The 12,691-nt window shown below is 44.8% G+C and carries 12 protein-coding genes and 2 tRNA genes; 8 read left to right on the forward strand and 6 right to left on the reverse strand.

Annotated elements, in window-relative coordinates; translation table 11 throughout:
• Positions 1 to 91: 91 nt before the first annotated feature.
• The 4 genes from cofE to MsAc7_RS04175 all read right to left on the reverse strand — a co-directional run bounded on the left by cofE (position 92) and on the right by MsAc7_RS04175 (position 3,769).
• The gene (gene cofE / locus MsAc7_RS04160; protein WP_338103328.1) at positions 92 to 934 is read right to left on the reverse strand and encodes a coenzyme F420-0:L-glutamate ligase; all 843 of its coding nucleotides are present in this window, start codon (positions 932 to 934) and stop codon (positions 92 to 94) included.
• Positions 935 to 1,042: 108 nt separating this feature from the next.
• Positions 1,043 to 1,924 carry a methylenetetrahydrofolate reductase gene (locus tag MsAc7_RS04165; protein ID WP_338103329.1) on the reverse strand — a complete coding sequence of 294 codons (882 nt, stop codon included), beginning with the start codon at positions 1,922 to 1,924 and terminating at the stop codon, positions 1,043 to 1,045.
• 75 nt (positions 1,925 to 1,999) lie between these two features.
• A complete protein-coding gene (locus tag MsAc7_RS04170; protein WP_338103330.1) occupies positions 2,000 to 2,611 on the reverse strand; it encodes a methylenetetrahydrofolate reductase C-terminal domain-containing protein in 612 nt (203 codons plus the stop codon).
• A 198-nt stretch (positions 2,612 to 2,809) separates the two neighbouring features.
• Positions 2,810 to 3,769 (reverse strand): LPXTG cell wall anchor domain-containing protein, encoded by a 960-nt coding sequence (locus MsAc7_RS04175; RefSeq protein WP_338103331.1) that lies wholly within the window; start codon positions 3,767 to 3,769, stop codon positions 2,810 to 2,812.
• A gap of 389 nt (positions 3,770 to 4,158) precedes the next feature.
• Between MsAc7_RS04175 and MsAc7_RS04180 the strand changes: the two genes are divergently transcribed.
• Positions 4,159 to 4,854, forward strand: coding sequence for a peroxiredoxin (locus MsAc7_RS04180; RefSeq protein WP_338103332.1), 696 nt, complete (start codon positions 4,159 to 4,161; stop codon positions 4,852 to 4,854).
• Positions 4,855 to 5,298: 444 nt separating this feature from the next.
• Here the strand turns inward: MsAc7_RS04180 and MsAc7_RS04185 are convergent, their stop codons facing one another.
• Positions 5,299 to 6,144 (reverse strand): TatD family hydrolase, encoded by an 846-nt coding sequence (locus MsAc7_RS04185; protein WP_338103333.1) that lies wholly within the window; start codon positions 6,142 to 6,144, stop codon positions 5,299 to 5,301.
• A gap of 165 nt (positions 6,145 to 6,309) precedes the next feature.
• Between MsAc7_RS04185 and MsAc7_RS04190 the strand changes: the two genes are divergently transcribed.
• The 7 genes from MsAc7_RS04190 to MsAc7_RS04220 all read left to right on the forward strand — a co-directional run bounded on the left by MsAc7_RS04190 (position 6,310) and on the right by MsAc7_RS04220 (position 10,574).
• A complete protein-coding gene (locus MsAc7_RS04190; protein WP_338103334.1) occupies positions 6,310 to 6,951 on the forward strand; it encodes a carbonic anhydrase in 642 nt (213 codons plus the stop codon).
• A gap of 103 nt (positions 6,952 to 7,054) precedes the next feature.
• Positions 7,055 to 7,435, forward strand: a complete 381-nt coding sequence (gene lpdD, locus MsAc7_RS04195) for a prenylated flavin chaperone LpdD (protein WP_338103335.1) — start codon at positions 7,055 to 7,057, stop codon at positions 7,433 to 7,435.
• 44 nt (positions 7,436 to 7,479) lie between these two features.
• Positions 7,480 to 8,079: a UbiX family flavin prenyltransferase gene (locus MsAc7_RS04200; protein WP_338103336.1), complete on the forward strand. Its 600-nt coding sequence runs from the start codon at positions 7,480 to 7,482 to the stop codon at positions 8,077 to 8,079.
• A 98-nt stretch (positions 8,080 to 8,177) separates the two neighbouring features.
• Positions 8,178 to 8,252, forward strand: a tRNA-Pro gene (locus MsAc7_RS04205).
• 80 nt (positions 8,253 to 8,332) lie between these two features.
• A tRNA-Pro gene (locus MsAc7_RS04210) sits at positions 8,333 to 8,410 on the forward strand.
• Positions 8,411 to 9,184: 774 nt separating this feature from the next.
• On the forward strand, positions 9,185 to 9,544 hold the full coding sequence (locus MsAc7_RS04215) for a prefoldin subunit beta (RefSeq protein WP_338103337.1): 360 nt from the start codon (positions 9,185 to 9,187) through the stop codon (positions 9,542 to 9,544).
• 16 nt (positions 9,545 to 9,560) lie between these two features.
• Positions 9,561 to 10,574 (forward strand): DHH family phosphoesterase, encoded by a 1,014-nt coding sequence (locus tag MsAc7_RS04220; RefSeq protein WP_338103338.1) that lies wholly within the window; start codon positions 9,561 to 9,563, stop codon positions 10,572 to 10,574.
• 380 nt (positions 10,575 to 10,954) lie between these two features.
• On the opposite strand, the gene thsA is transcribed toward MsAc7_RS04220, so the two are convergent.
• Positions 10,955 to 12,586 (reverse strand): thermosome subunit alpha, encoded by a 1,632-nt coding sequence (gene thsA / locus MsAc7_RS04225; protein ID WP_338103339.1) that lies wholly within the window; start codon positions 12,584 to 12,586, stop codon positions 10,955 to 10,957.
• Positions 12,587 to 12,691 lie beyond the last annotated feature (105 nt).

Here is a 12,691-nt window from a genome sequence, read left to right on the forward strand (position 1 = left end):
TTAATATAATTAATAAAGAATAAAAGATTAATCATAGATAAACTTTGTTGAATATCGCTTTTGTTACGGAATTTCAGATAAATAAAGCAAATCATTCTTTTTTCAAGCATCCCAGATACATGCACTCATCTGCGGAAATCGTCGCCACGCCGATAGCTTCCGGATTGATGGCCGCAAATGAATGGCGGATCAGCGCAAACGGGATACATTCGCCGCATTCGCCCATCACCGCTTCCGCGGCGGACGCTAAAATATCGGCAACGGCAATCCGCGTGATGTAAAGAGGCTTTCCAAACAAATCTTTTTCCCCCCGTTTGTCAACAACGGCGTCAAACCCGGCGGCACCGATGGCAACACCCGTGCATCCGAGGCGAAGCGGTTGCGTCCGGCTGTCCGCGACAATCACGCCGACTTTTTTTCCGAATTTCTTGAAAACGGATGTCACAATTTGCTGAGCGCTTTTGGACGGATTTTCCGGATACAAAATGACATGTCCGTCCGGCGCGTTTGAATTATCAATGCCGGCATTCGGGCACAAAATACCATCCCGAAGCGTTAATAAAACGCCGCGAACACTGCCGTAAACAACATCGGATTCCCGCAAAATAAGCTCGACTTCGCGCGCGTCAAGACCGGTGAGTTCGGCATACCGGCGCGCTTCATCGCCGGGGGAAATGGAATTTAAAGCAACCAACCGGTTTTCGGAAGTTGCCAACGCCGATTCGGCAATGACCAGAATATCGTTGTCCTCAAAAAAGAGCCCGGCTGCCGATAAAGAAGAACACAGAATATCGAAAATGTTGTCGTTGGGACGGATTAAAGCACTCTTAAGCCCAAAAATCATAAGCGGAGAAGATGGAGAGGAGGGAGGAGAGGAGGAAGGAGCCGAGGGGGGAGGAGAGGAGGGCGGCAAAGAGGATAAGTCGGAAGGCATAATCAAGCAAGTCCTTGGTCTTAGATTTGAAAATAACAAATAAATAAGTAAGCAAACGAATAAAAGGTAAAATGAAAGAACCTTTAAAAAATTGACGGAAAAAGACAGTTACAAAACGCCGGCTTTTTCCAAAATGAGCCGTGTGTTGGTGTGCGGGCCGACCGGCATCATATGAACGCCCCGACAGATGGATTTTAATTCAAAAATCAATTCGGACGCAATCAGAATTCCTTCGGACTCCGGATTTTCGGCACACTCAATTCGTTCCCGAATTTCAGGCGGGATGGAAATGCCCGGAATATGGTCATTCATATAGTCCGCCATTTTCACGGAGCGGATCGGAATGACGCCGGCAATAATCGGAATGTCATAGACATTTATTTTTTCCAAAAATTCCTTGAATTTCTCAAGGTCGAAAACGGCTTGCGTCTGAATGAAATCAACATCAAAGAGTAATTTTTTCTCCAATTTCATAAGTTGGAGCCGTTCATTCGGGTCGGCGTTTGACACAACTCCGACGCAAAAAGACGGACTTTGATTCAGCGGATTTCCGGACATGTCGGTTCCGTTTTTCATTTGCCCGATGGTTTTGAGCAGCTGAACGGAATCCAAATCGTAGACCGCTTTCGCCTTTGGGTGGTCGCCGGTTGCCGGATGATCGCCGCTCATAATCAGCAAATTTGAAATTCCAAGCGCTGACGCGCCCAACAAATCCGCCTGCAGTCCGATCCGATTTCGGTCCCGGCAAGTCATTTGCATAATGGGTTCCCCGTATTTTTGTTCAATCAAAAGGCGGGAAAACGCAAGAGATGACATGTGAAGCGTGGCGCATTGGTTGTCGGTGACGTTGATCGCGTCCGCAAACGTATGAATCCGTTCCGCGTTTTTGAGCGGCGCGGAAACATCGGTTCCTTTTGGCGGAGAAACTTCTCCCGTAATTAAAAATTTGTCCGAAAGGAGTTTTTCATGAAATTTGCTTTTTAAAACCATGGTCATCAACCGGAATTCTGGAAGAGATCAAAGGAGATATTAATAAAATTTAAGATTAAAATTTAAGCGCTGCAATCAAACGGAATGATCTTTCGGCGGTTTAATTTTGGTTAAGATCGGAAGGGATTGGAGTGAATCCATTTTCTTTTCAATCAAATACCAGACGCATTCGCTTGTCTTTGAAACTTCGCATTTCCCGTTTTTAGAACCGCCGCACGGCCCGTTGATTTGAGATTTCGGACAGCAGGCGTTTGGGCAAATACCGCTGTAATCGCCGATGTTACAGTCGCCGCAAAGCGTACACAGATGAACGACCGAGGCGGAACCGATTTGTCCGCCAAGAGAGAGCGTGTCATTGGTTCCGGTGACCGGAATATCCAATAGGGAAGCAATGACCGATGTCCCGCTGCCGCATCCCATCACCAAAACACAGTCGGCGTCATTTATTTTTTCGTTTTTTTCAGCCAAAGAATCGTAAGAGCGGACACTGCACGCAGCGGTCGGGAGCGCCCAGCCAACTACGTTGTAACCGGCGCTTGTCAGAGAGTCAAGCAGAGCCAAAACCTCCGGCTCTCCGCCTGTTTTCATTTTCGCCGCGCAGACGTTACATCCGACGATGAAGATGCGTTCTTTTCCTTCCAAAAACGGCAAAATCTCCTCAATCGGTTTTGCTTTCGTAATAATCATAAGTTTAAAGAACCTCTATTTCTCGTTTTTAAAGCCAATCAATAGCTAAGGCGCGATATAATCTGAAATTCACAAAAGGAGAAAAAGAAAAATCGCTACACAGCAATATAGGGTTTTTTTCTATATAAACTCAAAGGAAAGATCAAAAATATAAAAATAAATCATGAATTTGAGATTCATGATTTAAATGTTAAAGATTTATGATTGTTTTTTTCTGAGAACCAAGACACCGGCAATACCGATGCAAGCCGCAATTCCGAGGAATCCGAGCCCCGGAGTTGTTTTTTCGCCGGCGTCGTCAGCGCTTGTTTGAACCGGAAGGACAAAAACCGATTGGAAATTGTCGCGGTCTTCACCTTCTTCTTGGTTGACGGCAACAATTGCCCAGGCTTCTCCCATATCAAAAGCAAATGTGTGAGTCATGTTGGAATCGACATGTGAATTGATGTCTGTTCCGGGTCCTTTTGAAGCGACTTGAGTCGGCGGAACATAGGCTTCGGCAACAATCGGGAACGGATTTTTCACCGGAACCGGATCTTCTTTTTCATTCAAGAACCAGTTCAAATCGCCCGAAATTTTAAATGTCAAAGAGCTGTTGACTTGAATATTTTTCGGGTCGGCTGTCGGGGAAACCGTCACGTTTGCGCCGGCGGCTTGCCCGTATGTTTGGATGTTGTCCCATCCTTTTGTACTGTTTCCGACATAAAGCGGGGAGAAAGAGAATCTTTCACGGGTCAGCGTTCCGTTTTCATCATAACCGCGCTGGGTGCCCATAATGTAATAAACGCCTTCTTGATTCAAGGTGACGTTTCCGAAATACCAATTGGCGGTGACCATTGTCCCGTTTCCTTTGTCGTAGGTGACGTTTCCGTCCGAACGTGTTGCGGTCACCGGTGTGATTGTGCCGTCCGGCGCAATCAGCGTCATTGTAATGTTAAAATTGGGAGCGATTTCGGCATAACCGCCATCAGGGCCGTGAATGATGTAAAGGTAAAGATTGGTTGAATCGCCGACATTGAAATAAAAATGATCAGCGGTGATGTTGACGGAATCCGGTTGATTATCGGCCGGAAAGATCATGACGTTGTGAGCGGATGCCGGGGCTGTCAAAACAAGCAAAAGAACGAGAGTAACAAAAAGTGAGATTATTTTCTTCATACGTATCATTTATCCTAATCCCGATTCAATTATTCGCCTGCACAAAAGAATGTCGCTTAGACGAAATGGTTATGCGGCATAATAGATTGAAACAGATATTTCATAGAATTATGTTTAAAGTTTTAAATTTCTGATTTTAAAAAATTATAAAACAAAATACGCAGATGATTAAATAACATGTATTTATATTATTAATCATATTTCGTATTACATTTTTATGATAAATTGCTATTTTTATATATAGCTGACGATTCATCATAAATAAAAAGTACAATAAATATCCACAAATTCCTTATTTTTAAAAATATTATTTTAATAAAAAAATTTAAATAAATATCCGACAATTAAGCTTTACTTTAAAAAACGGATTAAATAAATCAGGTGAAAAAATGACAGAAGAACACAAATGTGATTGCGGATGCGCTTCTCTTCCGCTCATCGGCGACGATGCCCCGGCTTTTAAAGCAGACACAACAAACGGCCCCATGAATTTCCCGGAAGATTACAAAGGGAAATGGGTCATTTTATTCAGCCATCCGGCTGACTTCACACCGGTTTGTACAACCGAATTCATCACATTTGCCAAGATGTCGGATGATTTCGCCAAACTCAACACCGAATTAATCGGTCTTTCCATTGACAGTGTAACATCTCACATCGCATGGCTGAAAGAAATCAAAGACAACATCGAATACAAGGGTTCAAAAGGCGTGGAAGTAAAGTTTCCGGTCATCGCCGACATAAAAATGGAGGTTGCCAAAAAATACGGCATGCTTCAGCCGGGCGCATCCGACACAAAAGCCGTTCGCGCGGTTTTTATTATTGACCCGAAAGCCAAAGTCAAAGCCATTCTGTATTATCCGATGTCGGCCGGACGTAACATGGAAGAAATCAAAAGGCTTCTTCTCGCGCTTCAGAAAAATGCCGCCGACAATGTATCAACCCCGGCGAACTGGCAGCCCGGAGACGATGTCGTTATGGGCGCGCCGGCAACGTTTAAAGAGGCGCAAGAGAGAGACAATTGGAAATCCGACAGCACCAAAAAATGTGCTTCGTGGTTCCTTGTGACCAAAAAGTGCGATTGAATTTTCGGAAACTTTTCCGATTTTTCTTTTTCTTTTTTTGCAGCGCCGGCGGCGCGCGCGTACGGCGACACATTTTTTGAAGACTCGAAAGAACCGGGTTTATTTTTTATTTTTCTGCAATTCCGAAGGGCGGGTTTTATGAGATCATGCAAACCCTCCCGAAAAATCAGACGCTTTGCGTCTGATTTTCTCGGATTTCGCTGAAATGAATCGGACTTGGCGGCTGCAGATGCAAATTGAAAAATAGAAACAGTAGATGCAAATTGAAAAATAGAAACAGTAGATGCAAATTGAAAAATAGAAACAGTAGATGCAAACGGAAAAGTAGAAACAGCAGATACAAACAGTAAAACAGAAACGACAGATGCCGGATGATTAAGAATAAAAGTGACATCATCGTTTTTGATTTCAATCAACATCCGCCAAAAAATAAATACCGCCGACTTATTCGATTTCCACATCATAAATCCGGCTCGGATTTTCCTGATGAATTTTCCAAAACGGCTCTTCACCATAAATTTCAATCAATTTTTTGGTTTTTTTCGGCACCGTCTTTGGTCCGAGAACAAAACCGGGACGTTGCGGGTCGTCCACATAATCGGTTTCCATCAAAAAACGAGACCCTTGTTCCAATGCTTTTTCAATGAAATCTTTGCCGGCCGTCACACTCGGATAAATACCAAACTTTTCCGCATCCGCAACAAGAGGCGTCGCATGATGATTGACAACTTTTTCGGGAGAAATTCCGACAGATTTCGCAAGAGCGGAAATGCTTTTTAAACTTTCCGCCGTCATATCTTCGACATGGAGCTGGACAGTACATTTTAAATCACGGGCGACTTCAAAAGCGTGACACATCACTTGATTCGAAGCTTCCCGGATTTCAGCGGAAACCGGATAATGCGGGCGTCCGCTTTTGATGGCGACAGCCGCTTTTTCCGAAACATACCGAGCGGCGATATCAAACCCGCCGCACATGACATCAACCGCGTTTTTAAGTCCGATTTCTTCCGACAAATGCATGATTTCAACCGGGTGGATGCCGAGAACCGGAAACGCGATGATGCCGGTTTCTTTTTGAATGATTTCCGCTGTCCGGATAGTTTCTTCAAAAACAGATATGTAATCACTTTTCTCTTGAACGGAAACACCCAAATACCAACTCGGAAGCGTCACCAAAAACATATGCGTTCCGCCGGCGTTTTTGAACTCGGAAACAGCCGAAAGGCCGCGCCCCCGGAGAAGATCAATATGAATGTGATTATCGGTAATCGGAAGTGAAGATTTCATAATGGTCGAAGGTTTTTTGTCTTCTTAAATCTTCGGGTTTATTATTTCAGGTTTATTATTTCGGGTTTATTTTGAATTAAACTTCGGATTCATGGATTCATTCCGATTCATTTCGGATTAAATTTCAGGTTCATTTTTATAGAATTTGACCGTTAGGAGGAAGCGATGAAAGACCTCAACAACCTCATTCGCGGATTTAACCGCTTTCACCACCGTTTTTTTGAATCTGACAATTATCTTTATGATAAATTGCGCCACGGGCAATCCCCCAAAACTTTGATAATCGGCTGCTCCGATTCCCGCGTCGACCCGGCAATTTTGACCGATTGCAAACCGGGAGACATTTTTGTTGTTCGTGTCGTCGGCAACTTGGTTCCGCCGTATGAACCTGACACAAAGTTTCACGGCGTCAGCTCTTCTATTGAATATGCTGTACGCTTTTTAAAAGTGGAACATATCATTATCCTTGGGCATTCCTCTTGCAGCGGCATTAATCTTTTGATGACGGAAAACGACGAGCAAGAGACTGAAAGCGAATTTATTAACAGTTGGGTGGACATCGCCCTTCCTGCCAAAAACATTGTTCAAAAAGAAATGATCGGAAAGCCGTTTGAGATTCAGTGCAAAGTTTGCGAGCAGGCTGCCATGATTCTGTCTCTTGAAAACTTAATGACTTTTCCATGGATTGCCGAACGTGTCGAAAACAACAAATTATCCCTTCACGCCTGGTATTTTGAATTGGAAACCGGAAATATCCACAATTATGACACGGAAACCTGCGAATTTGAAATTTTGGCGTCTAAATGATGAAAAATTTTGATTTTTAATTGAATTTCATCATCAAATTTTTATTCTAAGATTTACATTTATAGATTCATTCAACAAATTTTATAATAATCCAGGTGATTCCATGAAAATTATAAAAACAATCGGCCGCATTACATTGATTCTTGAGAAAAGGCATGTGGGCGATGATACATTAATTTTGCTCACCGGCGGCGAAGAACATATCGGGGCGGTGGCTCTCGGATATTATGACAAGGAAACGAATATTGCGAATTCGTCCGTCATCAGCGCTCCCGGACACCGAGAAGAACAAATCGCTCTTGAAGGCGCCCGTGTGATCAGCAAAGAAACAAAAAAGACAACATTGTTTGCGGCCGGCATTCATTTGAAAAACATTACGCTTGACGAAATTTCGGAAATTGAAAAAACATGCATGAGCATGGTCAACGAATACATCAAATACATTCGGGATGAAATCAAATTAAATTCAAAGGGCACCTATTGACAACAAAAGACAAACGAAGTAAAATTAAATTGCGGAAAGATAACATGGAAATAATCATCGGGATCAGCGGGGCATCCGGCGCCGGATATGGAATTCGTTTGCTTGAGATTATCGGTCAGATGAATCAGGCCGCCGAAAAAACGAAAGGGTTCGAGAAGATTAAAACACATTTGGTGATGACGAAATCGGCGGAAGAAATCATCCGCCTTGAAACCGACCGCGACCCGATGGAAATTAAAAAAATGGCAGACGCCGTCTACGATGAAAATGACTTTACCGCGCCGATCGCAAGCGGATCATACAAAACCGCCGGCATGATTATCGCGCCGTGCAGCATGAAAACGCTTGGCCAAATCGCGAACGGAATTTCCGGCAATTTGGTTTCACGCGCCGCCGACGTTTGTTTAAAAGACGAACGCAAATTGATTTTAATGACTCGGGAAACGCCGCTCAATCTGATTCATTTGGAAAATATGGTGAAAGCCAAAAAAGCCGGCGCAACCATTTTGCCGGCGTCCCCCGGATTTTACGGGCGCCCGCAAACCATTGACGATTTATATAATATTATGGCCGGACGAGCTTTGGATTTGCTCGGCATCGACAACGATGTTTACAAAAGATGGAAGCAGCCGGCTGATCAGTAACACAAAAATATCGAAAAAACGCCCAAGCCAAAACCGGAAACGTGTGTTTGCGGTCGAAATCTTTATAAATTATAACGTGATTCTATGACCACTCGCTCGGGGTAGTAGGGTAGCTTGGTCCATCCTTGAACGTTTGGGACGTTTAGACCGCGGTTCAAATCCGCGTTACCCCATTGAAAGGAAAAACAAGCCGCCAATAATGAAAAACGATTTCTAAAAAACAAGCCTCGACATTTATACATTTATATCAACTGGGATAGTAGGGTAGCCTGATCCATCCTCGGACGTTCGGGACGTTCGGACCGCGGTTTAAATCCGCGCTATCCCACCATATTTTTCAAAATAAAAAATTCCGCTTTATTTTGTCTATTCTTCTCAGATTGCATCTGCCGTTAACTGTTCCGATTGTATCTGCCGTTAACTGTTCCGATTGTATCTGCCGTTAACTGTTCCGATTGCATCTGCCGTTAACTGTTCCGATTGCATCTGCCGTTAACTGTTCCGATTGCACCTGCCGTTAACTATTCCGATTGCATCTGCCGTTAACTATTCCGATTGCATCTGCCGTTAACTATTCCGATTGCATCTGCCGTTAACTGTTCCGATTGCATCTGCCGTTAACTGTTCCGATTGCATCTGCCATTAACTGTTCCGATTGCATCTGCTGTTTGCTGCCCAGACTGTATCTGCCTCCGCTGTATCCCAATCTTTTTAAAGAAATCCGAGAAAATCAAACGCAAAGCGTTTGATTTTTCGGGGTGGTTTGCTTGGGATTTTGAAGAGAGGAAATAAACATCGAGCGACCGAAGGGAGCCGTTCGCGCAGCGAACTTTTGGAAACAGACTCTCCCCGCCTTTGAAAAATTCCGAGCGGAGCGAAGGAATTTTTCGGTTGATGTTTCGGGGCGGTTTGCTTGGGATTTTAAAGAAAAGGAAATAAGACCAAGCGACCGAAGGGAGCCGTTCGCGCAGCGAACTTTTGGAAACAGACTTTCCCCGCCCTTTGAAAAATTCCGAACGAAGTGAGGAATTTTTAAGTGAGGAATTTTTGAGTAGAAACATTAAAATCTTTCAGCGCGCTTTTAGTTCTCAAGGTGAAACCTATTATGAGTTCGGAAATATCTCCACAAGTGCAAAATCAAGTGGCACAAATTCAGCAAGTTCAACAGCAAGCGCAAGCGCTCGCGATGCAAAAATCACAAACCGACGTCATGATTAAAGAAACGGAAATGGCGATCGAGGAATTAAAAAAGGCGGCCGACGACGCTGTTGTTTACAAGTCCGTCGGCGAACTGATGGTCAAATCCGACAAAAACGCGCTTTTAAACGATTTAATCGAGAAAAAAGAAACGCTCTCGCTTCGGATCCAATCCATCGAACGTCAAGAAGAACGTTTAAACTCCCGGTTTAAACAACTTCAAGAACAGCTCCAAAGCATGATCGAATCGCCGAACGATTCCAACTGAGCCAACCATGAAATCTATGAGGGCTACAGACACTGAATTCTTGGGTCGCCTTTTAGATTATCAAAACATTCTTTACGTTTGCCACAGAAACGCCGACCCCGATGCCATCGGAAGCGCCTTTACGCTTGCCGAAGCCATCGGTGGAACCATCGGAATCGTCGATGAATGCAACCGCGTCGCAAGCAATCTGATTGAAAAGCTGGACATTCCCGTTGTCATGTGCCCGGACCCGAAAGATTTTGATCTGACGGTCGTTGTTGACACATCCACACGCGGACAACTCAACGATATAAAGTTTGAGAATTACTGCCTCATTGATCATCATGCGACAACCGCGCTTCTCGACGACGCCAAATTCTTCATTCACGAAGAATCGACATCGACCGTTGAAATTATCTTCCGAATGCTCAATCGTGCCGGAATTCCGATTTCGGAAAAAATGGGCTTGGCCATGATTACCGGAATTATTACCGACACCGGCCATCTCAAACACGCCAACGCCGGCACGTTCAAAACGCTCTCAGACATCATGATCCAAAGCAATGTCGATTATTTCGACGCGCTTGAACTCATGGCCGCAACTCCGCAAGACGTTTCCATCCGAATCGCCATGCTCAAAGCCGCCATGCGGTGCAAATTGGAACGTGTGGATGAGCGCTTAATCGCAACGACATACGTGAGTTCTTACGGCGGCGCCGCCGCCTCCATGCTCACAAACATCGGGGCAGACGTTGCCTTTGTCGGCTCCGTCAAAGATGACAAAAGCGTGCGCGTAAGCAGCCGGGCAAAACGAGACATGATCTCTGCCGGCATCAATCTCGGAAAGATGATGGAAGAAGTCGGAGAAAGATACAACGGAACCGGCGGCGGTCATAGCGGCGCAGCCGGAATTGACGCCGAATGTTCTTTGGAAGAAATCATGGCATACTGTACGGATTGTGTAAAAAAGGTAATCGAAAATACGACGGGATCACCCTGCGAATGTAAATCCATTTCCATGGCCGACCCCGACGAGATCGAAGAATCATAAGGAAAAAGAGGCGAAAGCCGAATCAAAAGAAAGATGATTCAAAATTCCGTTTCAATTCAACACCGGTTGAATTGAAATTTCTTTTTTTAGATCGTATGTCATATATTGTATTCCATATTGTATTCGTTATTTTTCGATTTTATATTTCCTGTTCTTGGCGGATGATATCAAAACCGAATTTCCGTTTTTGCTGTCAGGTCCGCATCTATATTTCCATGTTTTTTGCTTGAATTTTTAAAAATACCTGTGCGGGATTTGTGACTCAAAAATAAAATGTGTCGATGTAACGCGCGCATGCCGCCCGCCAAAAAACAAGAGAAAAAGAAATAAAAAAAGAAAAGAAAAATGAGCGACAGCTCATTTTCAATACTAATTGCCGATTACATCATCGGCGGCATTCCACCGGGTCCGCCCGGGGGCATGGGCGCGGCTTTTGCGGAAGCGATGACATCATCGATTCTGAGAATCATAATGGTGGCTTCGGTCGCCGCGTTAATGGCTTGCGTCTTAATTCTGAGCGGTTCAACGACGCCGTTTTTGTACATGTCTTCCACCTTTCCGATGTAAACATTTAACCCGGCGTTTTTGTTTCCTTTCTCATGCTCGACTTTCAGTTCGGCAAGCTTGTTGATCGGGTCAAGACCGGCGTTTTCAGCCAGGGTTTGCGGGATCACTTCAAGCGCGTCGGCAAACTTGGAAACGGCAAGCTGCTCTCTTCCGGAAAGCGTTGCCGCATATTCCTGGAGGCGCAGGGAAACTTCAATTTCCGGAGATCCGCCGCCGACCACGACTTTTTGGTCTTCAATGGCGACACCGACAACACGGATGGCGTCTTCAACGGCACGGTCAAGCGCGTCAACAACGTGTTCGGTTCCGCCGCGGAGGAACAAGGAAACGCTTTTTGCGCCCGGACATTGGGTGACATAAATCATCTTTGAACCGGAAGTTTCGCGCTCTTCCACGAGACCGCAGGTTCCCAGGTCGGATTTGGTAATCTCGTCAATTGTCATAACAACTTTGGCGTTGGTCGCTTCGGAAAGGCGGTCCATGTCGCTTTTCTTAATTCTGCGGGCGGCCAAAATACCGGCTTTTGCGAGATAATATTGCGCCAGGTCATCAATTCCTTTCTGTGAGAAAACAACGTTTGCGCCGGAGTCAATGACTTTTTTAATCATTTCTTTGAGCATCGCTTCTTCCTGTTCGATGAAGCCGAGCATTTGGTCCGGAGAAGTAATCTTAATTTCGGATTTGGCTTCCGTCTTCTTGTATTCGATGGCGGCGCTGAGAAGGAGAACTTTGGCGTTTTCAATTCTGTCCGGCATGTTCGGGTGGACGCGTTCTTTGTCAATGATTACACCGTCGATTAACTCGGAGTCGCCGATGCTTCCGCCGGCACGCTTTTCGACTTTGATTTTGTCGGTGTCAGCCACATACTTTCCGTCGGCACCTTTTTTAACAATCGCGCGAACCGCGTTAACGGTGAGTTCGGACAATTTGTCTTTGTGAGATTCTGCACCTTTTCCGGTAATGGCGGTCGCGGCAATTTTGGTTAATGTCTCGACATCGTCAACAGAAACATTGATGGCAATGGATTTGACGATTTCTTGAGCTTTTTCAGACGCCATTCTGTAACCGGCGGAAATAATCGTCGGGTGAATTCCTTCATCCAAAAGCGCTTCGGCATTGGCGAGAAGTTCGCCGGCCAAAACGGCGGCGGTGGTTGTTCCGTCTCCGACTTCGGCGTCTTGAGTTTTTGAGATCTCGACAATCATTTTGGCGGCCGGGTGCTCAATGTCCATTTCTCTTAAAATAGCGGCGCCATCATTCGTAATGATCACATCGCCCATGGAGTCGACAAGCATCTTGTCCATGCCTTTCGGACCGAGTGTGGTTCGAACGGCTTCCGCAACGGCTTTTGCCGCCATGATGTTGTTGTTTTGGGCGTCAGAACCGCGGGTTCTTCGGCTTCCTTCACTTAAAATAAAAATCGGTTGTCCCATTTGTCCGGACATTAGTATAAATCCTCCTGAATTTTGTTTTAATTATGTAATAAAATAATAAGTGGAACGTGAATGGCTTAACCATTGTTATTCAATCAATGATAAGATCAATAGAAA

Origin of the sequence: Methanolapillus millepedarum (assembly GCF_032594115.1) — an archaeon.
In the GTDB taxonomy this organism is placed as follows: domain Archaea; phylum Halobacteriota; class Methanosarcinia; order Methanosarcinales; family Methanosarcinaceae; genus Methanolapillus; species Methanolapillus millepedarum.